We start from the raw sequence: 17,424 nt of genomic DNA on the forward strand, positions 1-17,424 counted from the left end.
TATATCTCGTCCGCTTGCTTCTCCAATTCGCGCGTTTGACTAATCAACTCATTTTCGCGCTCTATGCGCGCTTGACTTTGCGGGGCGGGTTTTTCGCCGTCTAGTCTATTGGTATTCGTCGGTTGCGGCGTAGCTTTGCTTTCGTTTTTACGTCGATTAACCTGTTTTAGCGCCTCTTGATAGGTAGGCAAAGGAGGACGGGCGTTTGTTTTAGTTAAAGGCTTAGCCTCTTTTGGAATGGCGCTTAACGCTTCAAAGGCTCTTTCATATACCTTTCTATACGCCTCTTTAGCGACGGAGTTGGAGCTTATCGCTTCGGCGGCTTTGGTAGCTACGGATTGAACGGCTTCTCTGTCGTTATTAGTAATCGCCCGTTTAAGTAGTTGCAGTTCGCTTTTGATAAAAGGCGGCAGTTCCTCTTGCAAATCTTTGTCTATATCGTCGCTAACTCTAGCGGTTTTAGATAGTTCGGCGTTTGGCGTTGGCGCCGCTTCGGTCGGAGCTTGACTTTTAGGGGCGGTAGATGGTATAGTGTTGGTTGCCGAAGTTTGGTTCAGGGGACCTCCTCTGCTTGCTTCGGCTTCTATATTTCTGTTGCTGTAATAATTTATTGCCTTCTTTCCGTCGTTAAACTCTTCGATAACGACTCTATATCTAACGCCGTCTCGCTCTAAATCGTAGCCGTAGCGAACGCTGTTTGCCGTTTCGCTAAAACTATCGGTCGCAATCTTGCCGTTTCGGATAACGTCGCCTATCTCTAACATCTCCCGCGGCGTTAAACCGCCGGTAGCCTCTTTGCCGCCGTGTCGCAATAAAATCTTTCTCGCGCCTTGTCTTTTGCTTCCATATTCCAAAGCGATTAGATCGGTAGCGTCAGCCGCTCTTAACTCCGTTTGCGGCGCCTCGCCTAAATAAACCTCCCTAACTAGCCTCTGCTCGTCGGTTAGCTTGGCGGAGTCAATCGTCGCTAGATCGCCCTTTACCCTTTCGGCGCGGGCGACTTTTGGCGTTTGCGACGGCTGTTCGGGCACTTGCGCGTTAATCCCGCCCGTTTGGTTCTTTGGCGCGAGCGGGGGCGTTTCGTCCGCGCCGAGCCTTTCAGCCTTAAACGCCTCTTTTTTCGCCTCGATCGTTTCGGCGAAGGCGGTTGGATCGTCGTCGAAACGAAGGTCTAACTCCTCCGGCGTTAAAAGCGAACTAAGCGCTCCATAAAACTCGCCGTCGATCTTTTGCCCAAGCGCTCCGAACTCGCCTTCTAAAATCTTTAGCCGCTCCCGTTTCTCGGCGAGCAGCTGATTTAGATCGGGCTTTTGAGTATCGGCGATTAGTTGTTTATTCTCGTCCATCTAAAAACCTCCTTAACGGAGGCAATTTACGTTTTTTTTGGGCGCGAAAAATAGGGGTCAAAATTATTTTTCGCAAATTCTTTAACTCTTTAGGGACGCTAACGGGCGCGATAATACGAACGCTATATCGTTATCGTTTTTATAGAGTTAGCGTATAATTCTCAAAAAGCATAAGATACAAGGCGCGCCCGGCGATTTGAAAGTTGAAGGATGCCTATCGTTCATTTTTCCGCAAACTTCCCGTAATTTCTACGCGATTATAACGATAACGCGAAGCAATATTAAAGGGCAGAATTTACGCGCTAAGCGCAAGTAACGGCGGTTGGTTCGTATCCGTAAAGCGCCCGCTTTAATTTAAACGAAGCGGCGAAAACTCGCGCAAACGCGCTTTACAAGCCAAACGAACGTTAGCGTTTGCGCGCAAAACGATTGGCGGCGACTCTTTATAAACGCCCCTTGCGTTTTAATCGTCGCCTCCGCCGTCGCTATCGCCGGAGTAAGCGTCCCCGCCCCCGTCTTCCGCGCGTTTTCGCGTTTTTTTAGTCGAGTTAAGATCGTTGTTTAAGGCGTAGTCGCGCGAGAAACGCGCCGCGATCGCCGCGTCCGCGTCGAGAACCCTTTTGCCCCCCGTTACAAAGTATTTGACTAAGCAGCCGATCGAGACGACGACAAACGCCCACCAATAGCTCGGCGCGGCTATGATCGCCAAAAGCGACGCGGCGCATCCGACAAGCCAAAGCATCGTAGCTCCTTTATGTTCTATGATTTTGGCAGAAGCGCCCTAAATTATGCGCTTCCTTGCGCGTCGTTTAACCAAAATCGCAAACGCCGCCGCCAAAAAACCGCGCTAAAACGCGGTCTTTAGCGCGAAATAGAACAGATCGTCTTTGGCGCGGTTGTTTTGAACCACGCCCGCTTCAAACGCGAAGTCGGCGGTATGCGCCAGCAACGTCTCAATCTGTAAGGCGTAGGTTTTTTCCTCGATCAAAAATCCCCGTTCGCCAAGCTCTAGCCGCTCGTAACGCGCAAACGGCGCGATCGCGTGCAAGCCAAGCGGAAGCGTTAATCCATACAGCGGCGTATCGATTCTAGCGCTAATCTGCGCGTGATAATCGATCGCCCGATCGGAGCGGTAGCCCGAAGGCAGATTGCGCATCGCGTAGTTAATGGGGTCGATCGGATAAGACGGATTTTTTTGCGCGATAATCCAATAATCGTCCGATTTGGCGTAACTAGCGCCCGCTTGCGCATAGACTTGCCAAAAAAGCCTTGTTCCAAGCGCGATCTCGGCTTTGAACGCCCGCTCCTCGCGCCCTTCGCGTTCGCTCGTTCTGCCATGTAGCGCGACGCGCGCCGAATAGGCGTTCTTATACGCGAGAGAGTAGCCCAGCGCATAATCGTATTCTAGCGACGCTATCAGCGGCTCGTTATTTTTGTCGTCCGCGTCAAATTGCTTTTGCAAGGTTAGCGTCGTCTGGTCGTTCGCGGACTGTTCGATCGGATAGCCGACATAGACGTTCGCGCCAAAATCGCGCTCCAAATAGCTCTTTTCGCCCCCTTCGCCGTAAATGCCGCCGCCCCAAAACAGCAAATGGCGGCGATTATCGTAGGTCGCCGTGCCGTAGCCCTCGTCATTTTTGCCGCCCGAAATTACTAGCGTATTAAATTGGAGCGGATCGCTAAAGCGCGCGTCAATCCGCCCGACAAACCCGTCGTCGCTGTCGTAACCCGCGTAGGGATAAACGCTAGACAGCCTCAAAGCGCGTAACTCGCCGTATGGCTTCGCGTCCGCCGAAACGTTTATATCCGTAAATTTCAGCGCCTCGATCGCCGTCGTCTTAGGCGCGATAGGCTTCTCCAAAGAGGCGGAAAACTTGGCGAGCCTCGTTTCATACCCTTCGCTCGTTACGCTAAGAACCAAAAACTCCTCGCCGCCCGCAAACCTAGCGTCGAGAACGTTATCGGCTGTGCCCAGCCTCATAACCCGACCCTTTTGCCACAAAAACAGTCCGCTTCCATAGCGAGTCGGCGCGACAAACAGCACGCTTCCAAGCGGCAGAATATCGCACAGAACGCTTTGCGCGTCGATACTGAAAAGCTCCGTTTCGTTTTTGTAGAAAACCCGCGCGCCCTCTTTTAAGCGGATCGTATATATATCGCCGTTTGGTCCGTAACGCGCGTTCGAGACGACGGGCGCGACGCGGCGGTCGTTTTCATAGAGGATCGCTTTGGCAAAGTTAGCGTCCGTCTTGAAATAGAGCCTCGCGCCGTTTTTGAAATCCTGCGCGATCTCGCCGTTAAAGGCTTTGATAGGATTGCGGTTTTTATCGAACAGCCCCGTTTCGATCCTATCGGCGGCGATGTAATCAGCCGATAGCGTGGCGTAACCAAAATCGCCGAAAAACGGTCTGCCCGCCAAGAAGCGCCCGTTTATTTCGGTTATACGCCGCGTTTGGCGATCGAACCTGATCACGTTGGCGCTCGTTTCTCCGTCGGAAGAATAGATATAGATCGCTTCGCTATCGCCGCCAAGCGGCGCGTAGAGCTTGGATTCGGCGATTTTTTCGCCCGTTTGCAGAGTAAAGGCGCTCGCCTCGTTTGCGTAATCGTTCAGAAAATCCGCGATCAGCTCCTGATAACTCGCGCCGTAATGACGCCTGAAACTCTTATTTAGCAGCAACGGATTGATCCATCTTTGTCCATGCTCGGCGAAAAAGCTATTTACCCGCTTCGCGCCGTATCGTTTTGCCAGCCACGCCTGAAAAAAACCGCCGACAATATACTTTTCTTCGGTATAAGGAAACTCTCGATGGTTGTTGATCAGCCTTCTAGCGTCTAGTTTGCCGTCTTTTAACAGCGCGAGAAACAGCGCCTTATGACGAGCGCCGAATAGCCGCCCTTCGCCTGTTAATCTCGATTCGTTAAATACCGCGTTGCCCTCTATTATCAGCGTGGGTAGCAGTTCGTTGGGATACGTCCAGAGCGGAACCACGCCCGCGATAATCGGCGCTTGGTTGTGTCCGAACGCCGTTTCTAAGAAAGAGGGAAAATCGGACGCGGCGCTAAGCTGATAGAGGTGCGCGCCCTCGTGAATTAAGAGCGTTTGCGTCCAGTCGCTCGTTCCAAAGTAGTCGATCTCCATCGCGCCGCCGCCGTAGAAAACCGCTTCTATAAACGGCGCGTTGGTAGCGAAAGCGTTGGCGATCTGATTTTGAAAACCGAGCAGCGCTAACTTGGGTCGCCTTAACGCAAACCCGAAACTTTTCTCGTATTCGCCCTGAACCGTTTGCCACATCGCCGCCGCGCGCGCAGCCTCGTTTTCAACGCTTTTGGCGTAAATAATCGTCCCGAAAGGATAGGTCCGATACAGATAATCCTCGTCGCCCGAAACGTAGGCAAAAAGCGCGATTGGCGCTATAAACAACATTAGTTTTTTTATCATTAGACCGCTCTTTGTAATAACGGCGACACGTCGAGCGCGCCGCGTTTTTGATCTTTGCAGAACTCGACGATCAGCCCGTGAAAATAGGCGTATGTAAGCTCCAACGTAAGATTCAGAGTCATTTTAACGCGATCGAACTCCTCTTCAACGCCCGCGATCAACCAGCGCTGAATCTCGTCGTATTCGCCAAACTCTCTGCCAAGCGCCGAAAGCAGTTTGGCGCTGTAGTTATCGACCACCATAACCGCCCTTTTGCAGCCGTAGCAGAGGATCGAATCGGCGCTTTCGTATCCGACGCCCCTGCGGGATAGAAGCCACTTTCGATCGACGCTTAGCGCGAAGTTTTCAAAATCGCCAAACTCCTCTAGCGCCCGTTGCAAGAGCGCTATGATCCTTTCGGCTTTTTGGTTGTAAAAACCGGCGGGCGCGATCGCCCGCGCGAGCGTCGCCCGATCTAAAGAGGCGATCTTTTCGGCGCTATCAAATCCAAGCGCGAACAGATTCGCCATCGCTCGCTCTACGTTAGCCCATTTGGTCTGTTGCGTCAAGATCGCTTCGGGCAGAACCGCCCACGTTCCGTAGCTTCGCCACCAGCGCGGATAGCGATCGTCCGCGATCAGGCGGAGATTATCCAGCGCTAAGAGCAGATCGGCGGCGGTGTCAATCACCAGCCGCCCCCGTGTCGCATAGATATAAACGGATCGCCGTCGTCAAAGGCTTTGATCTTGTAGCAATCGACGCACGCGCCGTTATCGTCGATATCAAAAACGATCGCCTGAAAAATAGAGCGACCGCGATCGATCGGCTCGAAACTCTGTTTTATGCCCGTCAGATAGCGTCTGATCGGCTCGGCGCTATCCATTCCGATCACCTCGCTTCGTATCCCGCTAAGACCTATATCGCTGACGTAGCCGACGCCGCTCGCGATCAGCAGATCGTCGGAGCCTACGTGGGTGTGCGTGCCGACAATAACGCTAACTTTGCCTTCCAGCAGTTTCAAAAGCGCGTTTTTCTCGGCGGTCGTTTCGCTGTGAAAGTCGATCATAATATGGGCGATCTTCTCGCTCTGTAGCGACGCTACGGTTTTCAAAATCGCGTGAAACGGGTTATCGACGACTCCCATATTATGAAAGCCCATTAGATTGACGATCGCCGCGCTGCGTTCGCCAACGCGCGCGATCCACGTTCCTTTGCCGGGCGCGCCGCTCGGAAAGTTAAGCGGGCGGATAATCGGCTTATGATCTAACAGCGCGAAAATCTCCTTTTTATCCCACGTGTGGTTGCCGCCCGTTAGCAGATCGACTCCCGCGTTGAACAGCTCGTCGGCGGTTTTCGCGGTGATTCCAAAACCGTGCGCGATATTTTCGCCGTTTGCGACGCAAAAATCGATACTATGCTCCCGCTTAACGCGCTCAAGGCGGATTTTAACGGCGTTGCGCCCCGCTTTTCCCACAATATCGCCGATAAACAGAAGTCTCAAAATAATCCTTTTTTTGGTATTTTAACAAACCGCTACGAGATTTATTAAAGGAGCGAAAATGAGCGTTGTTCCGTTGTTTGGCGTTGGAACGTTCAGGCTAAAAGGCGAGATCGCGCGGCAATCCGTAAGCGACGCGCTGTCGATCGGCTATCGCGCCGTGGATACCGCGCAGATTTACGATAACGAAGCGGAGGTTGGAGAGGCGATCGCGCAAAGCGGCGTTAAGCGCGAAGAGATTTTTCTAACGACGAAGGTCTGGATAACCAACTTTTCTAAAGAGCGGTTTATTCCCTCGCTAGAGGAGAGCCTAAACAAGCTAAGAAGCGATTTTGTCGATCTGGCGCTGATTCATTGGCCCTCGCCTAGCGGCGTTCCCTTGCGCGTTTATATCGAGGAGCTAATCAAGGCGAAACAAAAGGGACTAACCAGACATATCGGCGTTTCCAACTTTCCCAACGCGCTACTTAAAGAGGCGATCGAGATCGCAGGCAAAGGGGAGATCGCGTGCAATCAGGTCGAGTTAAGCCCGTGGTTTCAAAACCGCGCGGTTCGCCGTTTCGCGATCGCAAACGACGTAGAGATCGTCTCGTATATGACGCTTAGCTACGGCAAATACCTAAACGATCCCGTTATATCCAAAATCGCGGCGGCGCGCGGTATCGATAACGCGGGCGCGGTTATAGCGTGGGCGATAAGCAAGGCGATAGCCGTAATTCCAAGCTCCACAAGCAGGGCGCATCTGCTTAGCAACCTTAAAGCGAGCGAGTTGCGACTAGGCGCGGAGGAGATTGGCGCGATCGACGCTTTGGAGCGCGGCGCGCGCGAATGCGACCCCGAAGGTTTGGCGCCCGAATGGGACAATTAGCCTTGCAAATGTAAAATGACGAAAAATTAGGAGGAAAGATGAACGCTAGTATCGTAGCCAGAAGACTGGAGCTAACCGACGCGATGCGCGAATATGTCGCCAAGGCGGTCGAACAGCTGGAAAAATACAACCTTGATATTATCGCGGTCAAAACGATTGTCGAAGACGAAGGCAAACGCGGCAAAACGGCGGCGTTGGTGGAATTCACCATTCAATTGGCGCATAGGGACACAATCGTTATCAAACAGACGGACAAAGATTTCTACGCCGCCGTCGATTTCGCGATCGAGCGCGCGAAAAAGGCGCTTCGCCGCTACAAGGACAGAGTAAGCGACAAGATCGGCAAAGAGGTTCCGCACAAATACGAGGCGGATATTCCCGCGCTTTACAGCGATATAGACGACGAGGAGGTGATCGAAGCCGCGCCCGAGTTTAGCTTCTCGCGCGACGAGGCGCTGACCTATCTAAAGGAGACGGGCTTGTCGTTTGTGGCTTTCGGCGACAAAGAGAGCGGCAAACTTCGCATTCTCTATCGAAGAAAAGACGGGCGTTTTGGGCTGTATTAGACCGCCGGACGCGGCGCGCTTATGGTGATCGCTAGGATTATGGGCGGGCTGGGCAATCAGCTGTTTCAATACGCGATCGCCCGATCGGTCGCGCTAAAACGCGGCGACGTTCTCAAGCTCGACGCGACCTACTTCGACGAGTTCAAAGCGCACGGCGGTTTTCGGCTGAACGCCTTTTGTATTGACGCGCCGCTTGCTACGATCAAAGAAATAAAGCGGCTCGCGCCTAGATCGCGCCTATTGCATAGATTGGCGCGAAAGGGGATTTTTCATTACAAGAAAAAGAGTTTTTGTATAGAAAAGCGCACGGAAGAGAGTCATTTCGCGCCGCGCGTTTTCGACTATAAAAACGACGTATATCTAAGCGGTTATTTTTGCAACGAGGGCTATTTTGCCGATATTCGCGCCGTTTTGCTCGACGATCTAAAGTTGCTAACGCCTATTAGCAAAGCGGCGCAAGCATATTTAGAGCAAATAAAAAGCTCGAACGGCGTTTCCGTTCATGTTCGTTTGGGCGACATAAAAAACGACTGCCATAAAATCGGAGCAAAAAGCGTTATCGGCGAAGTTAGAAAACCTATGCTAAGCGTTGAATACTACAAAAACGCGATACAAAGGGCGCGCGAAATCCAACGCGATCCGATATTTTTTATCTTTAGCAACGACATTGCGTGGTGCAAGGCAAATCTAGGGTTTATTACAAACGCGGTTTTTATCGATCAAACGCAAAACGAATTGGAGGATTTAGAGCTAATGCGAAATTGCAAGCTCAACATAATCGCCAACTCAACTTTCAGCTATTGGGCGGCTTGGCTGAACATCAACGACGGCAAACGGGCGATCGCTCCAAAAATATGGTATGAAAATTGGCGCGGTTACGATCCCTGCCCCTCAGATTGGGAGCGCGCATGAAAAAACGCTTATGCGTCGCGCGCGGATTAAACTAATATAAATGTATAACCTAACGATAGTTATAACCAATCATAATCGCCCCAAGATTATACTGCCCGTGTTGGATTCGATTTTCTCCCAAAGCGTTCAAGGCGTAGATATAGACGTATTGATTATTGACGACTATTCTACCGACGCGATCGATCCAAAAGACCTTGAACAATACAAAGGCAAAGTTAACGTCCATCGTTTAGCGCAAAATCACGGCGTTAACGCCGCGCGCAAGATCGGTTGCGCGATGGCGACGGGCGATTTTGTTATGTGCGCGGACGACGACGATCCTTTTGTGGAGGGCGGGCTTCAAAAAGCCTTCGACGCTATTTTTTCGTTTGAAAATTGGCAAAACCGCTCGGCTTTTGGTTTTATGCGCACAAACGCGACAAGCGCTCCGTTCGAAGATTTTTTCTTTTGGGACGAAGCGCTGTTTATTAAGTATCGTGAAAATTATATGTCGCTTGGCGGCGATTTTGTCTATATATATCAAAGAAAACTTTGCGATTTTAATTTTGAGACGTATGAGATCGCCAAAACGATCGGCGCGGAATCATACGGCGTCGTCAGAAATTTCGTTAAATATTACGAGCCTTCCAAAGCTTGTCCTATGTGGAAAATCGCGGTTATACAATCAGGCGACGCGGACGCGAGCGTTAATCGCCTAACCAACATAAATAACGCGCTGTTAAAAGCCAACGCTTTCGCCGCGTGGCAACAGGCGGAAATCGAAGAGATGGAAGAGACGGGTTTTGATCGAAAAACGCCTAAATATTACCGCCGCAGAATCAAAGGGTTGTATATTTATCTGCTTTTGGATAATCGCCGAAACGAAGCGCTCCGCGTTTTACGAACAAAACCAGCGGGGATCGGCGCTAAAATCTTTTTATCGCCTTTGGCGCTTCTGCCCCCCAAAGCGGTCTTTTGGCTTTTGAAGCTCTATCGCAAACTCTTCGCCGCGCCGCTAATTAGACGCATACGCATAGCGATCGCTTCAAAAACTTAAACAAACATAAATACAACTGTTGCGATACTTAATATCAATCGCGCGAAAAGCCGACGCTAATATGACAAACAACGCTTTTGCCGCGATAATCCTTAGCGTCTCATAGCGTATCTCAAAAACGAGCGATATTTCAGTCGCTACGTCAATACGATCGCCGCTATAAACGCCATACGTCTCGTAAAAGCTCTTGCGCGATAAACGAGCGCCTGGCAAAATGTTAAGTAATTAGACCGATTTAATAATATATGTTGTATAATGCGCGTAAAAAGGAGTAAAAAATGTCAAATAAAGCGACCAAATACACGATAGCCGAACATAAAAATTATCTGAACTACTTGCCGTTTGGCGATACGGAAGACTTTGAGCGCGCCAAAAGAGGATTGATAGCCAAAGCCGACGGTTTGATTATAAAAAACGACAAAGGACAAATCGTCTGGCGGCTGGATGAATTGGAAAATCTTCTGCGAAGCGAAACGCCCGATACGGTTAATCCGAGTTTATGGCGGCATGAGAAGCTAAATACAATCGCGGGGTTGTTTGAGGTTGCGTCGGGTGTTTATCAAATTCGCGGTTTTGATTTGGCTAATCTTACGCTGATTAAATCGCAAAACGGTTATATCGCTATCGATCCGCTTGGCTGCGTTGAAACGGCAAAGGCGGCTATAGAGTTTGCCGAAAAAAGTTTGGGGGAGATAAAAATCGCGGCGATTGTCGTTACGCATAGCCATTGGGATCATTTTGGCGGTATCAGCGCGTTAGTAAATCAAGCGGATATCGATAGCGGGACAATATCGCTTGTCGTTCCCGACCAATTTACCGAAGAGCTTGTGAGCGAAAATATCTTTGTCGGCGCGGCTATGAATAGAAGGTCTGTTTATCAGTTTGGAAACGCGCTTGAAACAAACGCCGAAGGTTTTGTCGGCAGCGGACTTGGCAATGGCGCGAGCGTCGGCATTTCCGCGCCTCTAAAACCAAACGTGATCGTTAAAAACAAAATCGAAGAGCTTGCAATAGACGGCATAAAATTTGTCTTTTTGCTAACGCCCGACGCCGAAGCGCCTTCCGAGATGTGCTTTTATCTGCCCGATTTCAAAGCGCTGTGCGCGGCTGAAATCGTTACTTACCACCAACACAATATACTGCCGTTTCGCGGCGCGCAGGCAAGATCGGCGCTGGCGTGGTCAAAACATATCGACGATATGCTTGTCCTTTTTGGCGATAAAAGCGAGGCGCTTATTTTGACGCACCATTTCCCGCAATGGGGCGCAGATAACATAACAAAGCTGCTTATCAAACAGCGCGATCTATATAAATTCGCAAACGATCAAACGGTGAGACTGATAAATAAAGGCTACACCCAAAGTGAAATCGCCGAATCTTTGGAGCTACCCGATTCGCTTGCCAAACATTGGTTCGCGCGCGGCTATTACGGACATTTGAAACATAATGTCAAAGCGGTTTATCAGCGCTATTTGGGCTGGTTTGACTGCAATCCCGCAAACTTAAATCCGCTGCCGCCCGAAGAGAGCGGAAAAAAGTTTGTCGAGCTTATGGGCGGAATCGACGAAGTTGTGAAAAAAGCGCAAAAGCTCTATGAAAACGGCGAATACCGCTTTGCGGCGCAGGTTCTAAATCACGCGGTTTTTGGCTATCCGCAAAACGAGGCGGCAAGAGAGCTTTTGGCGCTTACGTATGAACAACTTGGCTATCAAGCCGAAAGCGCAACTTGGCGCAATCTATATCTAACGGGCGCGCTGGAGCTAAGAGAGGGCGCAAAAAAACGCGGTGGATTAAGCACGCTCGGAAGCGAAATTATCAAATTTATACCGATTGAAATGCTGTTTGACTATATCGCCGTTTGGTTAAATCCGCAAAAAGCGGACAATAAAACAATCGCCCTAAACATCTCGATCGACGCTCAAATATGGAGCGTTCGCCTCTCTAACAGCGTTTTAAGCGCGCGGAAAAATACCGCCAAAGACGCAAGCGCGTCGTATGTTCTTACGCGCGAAGAGTTAAACGACATCGCAGTTAGCTTTGAAGCGCCGAAATATCCGCTGCTTAACGATATATTATCATTGCTTGAGCGTCCGGCTTTGAATGATTTTAATATCGCCGAGCCATAAACGATCCGCTTAGCGCGATCGCTTGTTGAGAAAACGGCGAAACGGATCGCGCCGACGCGTAAGAACTATCGTCGATCGCGCTGAAAACGCCCGCCGTAAAACGAAGTTCCCCTTTGCGAAGCGTAATCAATACGCGCCAGATTTTAACCTAACGGCGCTACAAAATTCGTCTAACGCTATAGTCGGCAAGGCTTTCGCTCTTTGGGGCGCCACGCGACGGATCGCAAAACAATCGCCGCCGCGAAACGATTACTTAACGACGCGGCGATCCGCAAGCTTCGCTAAAGCGGATTAGGGTTAGGCGATCGCCTTTTTTACCTGTTCGGCGATAGCGGCAAACGACGCGGGTTCGTTCATAGCCAGATCGGCTAAAACCTTGCGATCCAGCCCGATATTCGCCTTGCTTAAGCCGTTAATAAACTTGGAGTAACTTATGCCGCTTAATCGGCAGGCGGCGTTAATGCGCGTGATCCAGAGCGATCGGAAATTGCGTTTATTGTTTTTGCGATCGCGATAGGCGTAAACAAGACTTCTTTCAAGCTGTTCCTTCGCCTTGCGAAAGTGTTTATGCCTTCCGCTAAAAAAGCCGCGCGCCTGTTTTAATAGTTTTTTATGCCTGCGTCTGCGGACAAAACCTGTTTTTACTCTCATCTCATATCCTTTTGCCTATTTGGCGGGGCTAAGCCCTCTTCTCTGTTTCGCTTAGGCTAACAGAAGGTATTAAAAACCGCTTTCGCGGTTAAACGCGATTACAAACCGAGCATTCGCTTTACGCCAGCCTCGTTCGACGAATGAACGTGTTGCGCCGAGCGTAGGGAACGTTTGGTTTTTCTGCTCTTTTTCGTAAGAATGTGGCTTCTAAAAGCGCTTCCGCGTTTGATAACGTTTTTCTTGACGGAAAAACGCTTCGCGGCGGCTTTTTTAGTCTTCATCTTCGGCATCTTTTACCTTTACTTTTTCTTAGGAACCGCGTGCATACTCACAAATCGCCCGTCTAAAAAAGGCTCTTTTTCTATTGTCGCCGCGTTTCCGACCATTTGGAGGACGGATTGTAGCACATCGAAACCTACGCTTGGATTCGCCATCTCGCGCCCCTTCAAAAACACGCGAAATTTCACGTGTTTGCCGTCCTCCAAAAACTCTAGCGCGTGCTTGATCTTATAGTTCAGATCGTTTTGCGCGATCTTGGCGGTTAGTTTAATCTCCTTGACCTCGACAAGTTTTTGCTTCTTTTTCGCCTCTTTGGCGCGTTTTTCCTGCTCGTATTTATATTTGCCAAAGTCCATAATCTTCGCCACCGGCGGGTTTGCTTCGGGCGAGATAAGCACAAGCTCAAGGTTTTGATCAAAGGCTAACTGCAACGCTTGACGCGACAATATAACGCCGAGTTGCCCTCCGTCGTTTCCGATACACCTAACCTCGTCGCAGAACCTGACGATCTGCTCGTTGACGAGCGTTCTTTTTTCCTTGTCTCTTGGGGCGAAACTTGGGGGGGTGTTGTTCAAAGGCTTTCCTCGTTGTTTTTTTCTATACAGAGTTTGACGAAATCGTCTAACCCGATTGTCGTTTGCGACTTGGCTCGTCGATCGCGCAGAGCGACGGCGCGGTTTTTTACCTCCTCGTCGCCTACGACGACGATAAACGGAACGCGGCTTTTTTCCGCGACGCGAATCTTTTTCGCGAGCGTTTCGTCGCGATCGTATAGTTCCGTATCAATATCGTTCAATCGCAAAACTTCTTCAATCTCTTTCGCGTAAGCGACGTGCGTTTCGCCAACCGTTACGATCGCAACCTGCGTAGGCGCGATAAAAAACGGCAGCTCCCCGCCGTAATGCTCGATCAAGATCGCGATAAAACGCTCCATCGAACCCATCATCGCGCGGTGGAGCATCACGGGGCGAGCGCGCTCGTTTTGCGCGGTCATATAGAGCAGATCGAATCTCTCTGGCAGATTCATATCCACCTGCACCGTGCCGCACTGCCATTTTCTACCGATCGCGTCGGTGATCATAACGTCGATCTTCGGTCCGTAAAACGCGCCGCCGCCAATATCGAGCAGGTAATCGCCGCGCTTTTTCAAAACCTTCTCGATTTCAGCCGTCGATTTTTCCCACAGACGATCCTCGCCGATCGCCTTGTCGGGTTTGGTGGAAAGCGTCAGCGCGTATGTGAAACCGAACAGCTTCATCAGACGATCGATAAACTCCAGAATCTTTTCAATCTCCTCGCCGATCTGATCCTCGCGGCAGAAGATATGCGCGTCGTCCTGCGTAAATTCGCGAACGCGCAAAAGCCCGTGCAAAACGCCGCTCTGCTCGTGGCGATGAACCGTGCCGAACTCGAAAAACTTGAGCGGCAGATCGCGAAAACTCCTCGTTTGCGACTCATAAACGGCGATATGCCCCACGCAGTTCATCGGTTTTAAGCCGTATTCGTTCTCGTCGATCTTCGTAAAATACATATTTTCGCCGTAATTGGCGATATGACCGCTCTTATCCCATAGACTGGAGCGCAAAATTTCAGGTCCTCTTACGGGCTGATAACCGCGCCTTTTGTGCGCTCTGAAACTAAGCGCCTCTAGTTTCGCCCTGAGCCTAGCGCCGGCGGGTAGCCAGATCGCGAGACCGCCGCCAATCTCGTCGGAAAACTTAAACAGACCAAGCTCGCCGCCTAGCTTTCGGTGATCGCGCTTTTCGGCTTCGATCATGCGCGTCTCCCACGCTTTAAGCGACTCTTCGGAGGAAAACGCTATGCCGTAGATTCTCGTAAGCATTTCGCGGGAGTTATCGCCGCCGATATAGGCGCCCGCGAGCTTGGTAAGTTTCGCGTGCCGCAGATATTTGGTGTTCGGCGCGTGGGGTCCCCTGCATAGGTCCTCGAAGCCGCCCTGTTTGTAGATGGTTACCTTTGGCGCGTCGATATGGCTTAACACTTCGGTTTTAAGCGGATCGTCTCCGTAGCGATCAAGCGCCTCTTGTTTGCTAATTTCGTATTTTTCAATCGGAAGGGCTTGCGCGGCGAGTTTTTTCATCGTCTTTTCGACGGTTTTTAGGTCATCCGCGCCGATTTTGGCGGAGGTTTTGAAATCGTAGTAAAAGCCCTCCTCCACGACGGGTCCCACAAAAAACTGCGCGTCGGGATAGAGTAGTTTAATAGCTTGCGCCATCAGGTGCGCCGAAGAGTGGCGTATAATGGATAGCGCTTCTTGAGAGTCGTCGTAGGCGATAGGCGAGCCGTTTAGGCTCCGTTCTTTCGCGGTGGCAAGGTCAAAAACGCCGTCGGGCGTTTTAACGCCGATTATTTCGCTCAAATTGCTCCGTTCCTTTTTCTAACCGCCAAACTAACCCTTTCTTTATCAATTCCTATTATGGTGGTCCCAAGAGGTCTCGAACCTCTGACCTCTACCATGTCAAGGTAGCGCTCTACCGCTGAGCTATGAGACCTACGCCGCCTAGTTTTTACGCGCAAAAAGAGCCGTGATTTTACCTTGCGTTTCATAAAATATGCTTTCGCCGCCCGCTTTGTCGATCGAAAGGCGCAAAAATGTTGGCTGTTTTTGACTTTAATCTGATAATTTTACGCGGACGCCGCCGAACTTTCCGATCGCTAAAGCGCGGCGCGCGCTCTAGCGATCGCGCAAAACGGCGGCTAACCGCCCTTAATCAAAGCCTCGCGGCTTAAACCTATATGCCTAAGCCTACCGCTAAGCCGATAACTAATACGCCGTTTCCAACGTCGTCGGTATCGAAAATATAGCGCGGCGCAATTTTAAACGTCGTTACGATCGCCTCGCGCTTTTTGGAAAACGGCGTATATTCAAACCCCAAACCGACATTTTCCGTCGTTAGGAGACCATTGCCAAATCCGTTACCGTTGCCTAAGCTGATGATTGCCGCCGTTTGCCCTCCCAATACGCTTAGATCGTATTTGAAATTAAATAGCGTCGAACCTAAGGCGTTATATTTCACCGTCTCGAATCCTACGGATAGGGGATCGGCTACGCGCAGATTTAACGCGAAGGTGTTTGCGATAGCGTGAGTGTCGAAATCTGGAACGTTGATGTTCGGCGCGACGCCTATCTCAACGGACAGAATATCGTAGCTATTTGCCGCCGTTAGAGACGACGATAGCGCCGCGATAAACGTTAAGACCTTTATGAACCTTTTCATCAATTAACTCCTTTTAGTATCCAAAAGACGCGCCGACGGACAAGACGATGGCGCCGACGCCGAAGTCATCCGTATCTGGAACGTAATAGTCGGCGCGTAACGCCAAGCCGTGAAGAATGCCCGCTTTGGTTCTTCCGCCGATAATATCCGAAAATATGCCCACCGTAATCGACGAATTGCCGCCCGTATTGCCCAGATCGAACGCCGCGCCAATCTGCGGAGTGAGCTTATAGCCTATACGCAAACCTTTATGAACGTAGGCGCCGCCGCCTCCAAGCGCTAGCGCGTCGTAGCCTACCGTCAAATTGTCAAACGCGGCTATATCGACGCCGAAGTTTTTTCCCGAAAACGCGTCGCCGCCGTTAATCGTGTCGTCTATGGGAAAGGCGATAGGCAAACCTGCGTTAAAGCGAATGAAGTGAAAAGCGTCCGACGAGGCTGGAGCCGCAAAAATCGCGGAGCAAGCCGCAAAAAACGCAACTATCGTTTTTTTCATTACAAGATCCTTTTTTGTGTTTTTGCGCGTTAAACGCGCTATGCCTCGTCCGCAAAGGATATATTTGCGGACGACAGGCTAAGGAAAGCAAACCTAAGATCAATCAAGCCGTTGATAGCGTCGCCTTGCGGACGCTATGGTTGGGTTAGGGGGGGGATCGCGACTTCTGGTATATAAACGTCCGCGCGCAAGCGATATTTCTCTCTCTCTCTCTCTCTAGTCGGCGCGGACGGCATCGTTAAACCTCGCAAAAGATTTCGCAAGATTATAACTGACCGAACTTAAATAATATGCTTATTATTTGCTTAAACCGCGCTCTTTTGGCGCTTTACGCGCTTAAAATATAACCAGAAAATCCAAACGATCGAACAGTCGATTAACGCGTCGGCTAGATTGAAAACCGCGAACTCGAATCCGTAGCGCCAATAAACGTAATCCACTACGCCTCCGTGAACGAATCGATCTATCAGATTTGAGCAGCCTGCGCCAAGCAAAACGCCAAGAGGTTGGGCGTAACGAACAACGAGCTTATCCAGAAATACAAAAACTATCGCGATCGCGACAAGCAAAGCCAGAATATACTTTAGCTGTTCGCCAAGCGAGGCAAAGAGCGAAAACGCCACGCCTTCGTTGAACGTCAGCACGATTGAGAGCGCCGCGCTATCCCATCGAAAGCCGTTTAAGATCGCGAGTTTAACCGACTGATCTATAACGATCGCGCAGATAAAGAACAGCCAGAAAAACGCCGTAGAACGATTGATATAGTAAAACTTCATATGGACGCCGTCGATTTTTGAAGCCGCATTGTAGCGTTTCAACGCCTCAAAAAAACGCTCGCTTAGCCCAAGCTCGTTGTCGAAACAAAAAAACTAACGTATCGCAACGCCGTTTTTGGCGGATCGTTTTATATCGTAAAGCGCCATATCCGCGCGTTTGATAAGCTCCTCGACGCGCTCGTTGCGCCGATAGACCGCGCAACCCACGCT

At 50.5% G+C, this 17,424-nt stretch carries 18 protein-coding genes and 1 tRNA gene; 5 read left to right on the forward strand and 14 right to left on the reverse strand.

What is annotated here, in order from left to right; all coding sequences use genetic code 11:
- The 5 genes from LBF86_05930 to LBF86_05950 all read right to left on the reverse strand — a co-directional run.
- On the reverse strand, nt 1–1,346 hold a 1,346-nt coding region (locus LBF86_05930), incomplete at its 3' end, for a hypothetical protein (protein MDR0665041.1).
- 463 nt (nt 1,347–1,809) lie between these two features.
- Complete coding sequence (locus tag LBF86_05935) at nt 1,810–2,088, reverse strand: hypothetical protein (GenBank protein ID MDR0665042.1); 279 nt, start codon at nt 2,086–2,088, stop codon at nt 1,810–1,812.
- A gap of 105 nt (nt 2,089–2,193) precedes the next feature.
- A complete protein-coding gene (locus LBF86_05940; GenBank protein ID MDR0665043.1) occupies nt 2,194–4,788 on the reverse strand; it encodes a hypothetical protein in 2,595 nt (864 codons plus the stop codon).
- A complete protein-coding gene (locus LBF86_05945) occupies nt 4,788–5,456 on the reverse strand; it encodes a hypothetical protein (GenBank protein ID MDR0665044.1) in 669 nt (222 codons plus the stop codon). The genes LBF86_05940 and LBF86_05945 overlap by 1 nt, the downstream gene beginning before the upstream one ends.
- Nucleotides 5,453–6,268 carry a YmdB family metallophosphoesterase gene (locus LBF86_05950; GenBank protein MDR0665045.1) on the reverse strand — a complete coding sequence of 272 codons (816 nt, stop codon included), beginning with the start codon at nt 6,266–6,268 and terminating at the stop codon, nt 5,453–5,455. Before LBF86_05950 ends, LBF86_05945 begins: the two co-directional genes overlap by 4 nt.
- Nucleotides 6,269–6,326: 58 nt before the next feature.
- On the opposite strand from LBF86_05950, the gene dkgB reads away from it, so the two are divergent.
- The 5 genes from dkgB (at nt 6,327) to LBF86_05975 (ending at nt 11,773) form a co-directional block, all read left to right on the forward strand.
- The gene (gene dkgB / locus LBF86_05955) at nt 6,327–7,133 is read left to right on the forward strand and encodes a 2,5-didehydrogluconate reductase DkgB (GenBank protein MDR0665046.1); all 807 of its coding nucleotides are present in this window, start codon (nt 6,327–6,329) and stop codon (nt 7,131–7,133) included.
- A gap of 38 nt (nt 7,134–7,171) precedes the next feature.
- Complete coding sequence (gene raiA, locus LBF86_05960; GenBank protein MDR0665047.1) at nt 7,172–7,699, forward strand: ribosome-associated translation inhibitor RaiA; 528 nt, start codon at nt 7,172–7,174, stop codon at nt 7,697–7,699.
- A gap of 21 nt (nt 7,700–7,720) precedes the next feature.
- On the forward strand, nt 7,721–8,611 hold the full coding sequence (locus tag LBF86_05965) for an alpha-1,2-fucosyltransferase (GenBank protein ID MDR0665048.1): 891 nt from the start codon (nt 7,721–7,723) through the stop codon (nt 8,609–8,611).
- A 40-nt stretch (nt 8,612–8,651) separates the two neighbouring features.
- Nucleotides 8,652–9,647, forward strand: coding sequence for a glycosyltransferase (locus LBF86_05970; GenBank protein MDR0665049.1), 996 nt, complete (start codon nt 8,652–8,654; stop codon nt 9,645–9,647).
- Nucleotides 9,648–9,925: 278 nt separating this feature from the next.
- Complete coding sequence (locus tag LBF86_05975) at nt 9,926–11,773, forward strand: MBL fold metallo-hydrolase (GenBank protein ID MDR0665050.1); 1,848 nt, start codon at nt 9,926–9,928, stop codon at nt 11,771–11,773.
- A gap of 297 nt (nt 11,774–12,070) precedes the next feature.
- Here the strand turns inward: LBF86_05975 and rplT are convergent, their stop codons facing one another.
- The 9 genes from rplT to LBF86_06020 form a co-directional block, all read right to left on the reverse strand.
- Entirely contained in the window at nt 12,071–12,424 is a 354-nt protein-coding gene (gene rplT, locus LBF86_05980) for a 50S ribosomal protein L20 (GenBank protein MDR0665051.1), read from the reverse strand.
- Between the two features lie 98 nt (nt 12,425–12,522).
- Complete coding sequence (rpmI, locus tag LBF86_05985; GenBank protein ID MDR0665052.1) at nt 12,523–12,714, reverse strand: 50S ribosomal protein L35; 192 nt, start codon at nt 12,712–12,714, stop codon at nt 12,523–12,525.
- Nucleotides 12,715–12,723: 9 nt separating this feature from the next.
- Nucleotides 12,724–13,278, reverse strand: a complete 555-nt coding sequence (gene infC, locus LBF86_05990) for a translation initiation factor IF-3 (GenBank protein MDR0665053.1) — start codon at nt 13,276–13,278, stop codon at nt 12,724–12,726.
- Nucleotides 13,275–15,083: a threonine--tRNA ligase gene (gene thrS, locus LBF86_05995; GenBank protein MDR0665054.1), complete on the reverse strand. Its 1,809-nt coding sequence runs from the start codon at nt 15,081–15,083 to the stop codon at nt 13,275–13,277. The genes infC and thrS overlap by 4 nt, the downstream gene beginning before the upstream one ends.
- A 58-nt stretch (nt 15,084–15,141) precedes the next feature.
- A tRNA-Val gene (locus LBF86_06000) sits at nt 15,142–15,216 on the reverse strand.
- Between the two features lie 240 nt (nt 15,217–15,456).
- The gene (locus LBF86_06005) at nt 15,457–15,942 is read right to left on the reverse strand and encodes a hypothetical protein (protein MDR0665055.1); all 486 of its coding nucleotides are present in this window, start codon (nt 15,940–15,942) and stop codon (nt 15,457–15,459) included.
- A gap of 13 nt (nt 15,943–15,955) precedes the next feature.
- Nucleotides 15,956–16,438: a hypothetical protein gene (locus tag LBF86_06010; GenBank protein ID MDR0665056.1), complete on the reverse strand. Its 483-nt coding sequence runs from the start codon at nt 16,436–16,438 to the stop codon at nt 15,956–15,958.
- A 305-nt stretch (nt 16,439–16,743) separates the two neighbouring features.
- Entirely contained in the window at nt 16,744–17,256 is a 513-nt protein-coding gene (gene lspA / locus LBF86_06015; GenBank protein MDR0665057.1) for a signal peptidase II, read from the reverse strand.
- 51 nt (nt 17,257–17,307) lie between these two features.
- A complete protein-coding gene (locus LBF86_06020; GenBank protein MDR0665058.1) occupies nt 17,308–17,421 on the reverse strand; it encodes a hypothetical protein in 114 nt (37 codons plus the stop codon).
- Nucleotides 17,422–17,424: the final 3 nt, after the last annotated feature.

This window comes from Helicobacteraceae bacterium (assembly GCA_031258155.1).
Classification (GTDB): Bacteria; Campylobacterota; Campylobacteria; order Campylobacterales; family SZUA-545; genus JAIRNH01.

Coding starts and splice junctions, on each gene's coding strand:
- LBF86_05970 (MDR0665049.1), top strand. CDS start 8,652: ATGTATAACCTAACGATAGTTATAACCAATCATAATCGCCCCAAGATT.
- rplT (MDR0665051.1), bottom strand. CDS start 12,424: ATGAGAGTAAAAACAGGTTTTGTCCGCAGACGCAGGCATAAAAAACTA.
- LBF86_05965 (MDR0665048.1), top strand. CDS start 7,721: ATGGTGATCGCTAGGATTATGGGCGGGCTGGGCAATCAGCTGTTTCAA.
- LBF86_06010 (MDR0665056.1), bottom strand. CDS start 16,438: ATGAAAAAAACGATAGTTGCGTTTTTTGCGGCTTGCTCCGCGATTTTT.
- LBF86_05940 (MDR0665043.1), bottom strand. CDS start 4,788: ATGATAAAAAAACTAATGTTGTTTATAGCGCCAATCGCGCTTTTTGCC.
- raiA (MDR0665047.1), top strand. CDS start 7,172: ATGAACGCTAGTATCGTAGCCAGAAGACTGGAGCTAACCGACGCGATG.
- dkgB (MDR0665046.1), top strand. CDS start 6,327: ATGAGCGTTGTTCCGTTGTTTGGCGTTGGAACGTTCAGGCTAAAAGGC.
- rpmI (MDR0665052.1), bottom strand. CDS start 12,714: ATGCCGAAGATGAAGACTAAAAAAGCCGCCGCGAAGCGTTTTTCCGTC.
- LBF86_05975 (MDR0665050.1), top strand. CDS start 9,926: ATGTCAAATAAAGCGACCAAATACACGATAGCCGAACATAAAAATTAT.
- LBF86_05935 (MDR0665042.1), bottom strand. CDS start 2,088: ATGCTTTGGCTTGTCGGATGCGCCGCGTCGCTTTTGGCGATCATAGCC.
- LBF86_06005 (MDR0665055.1), bottom strand. CDS start 15,942: ATGAAAAGGTTCATAAAGGTCTTAACGTTTATCGCGGCGCTATCGTCG.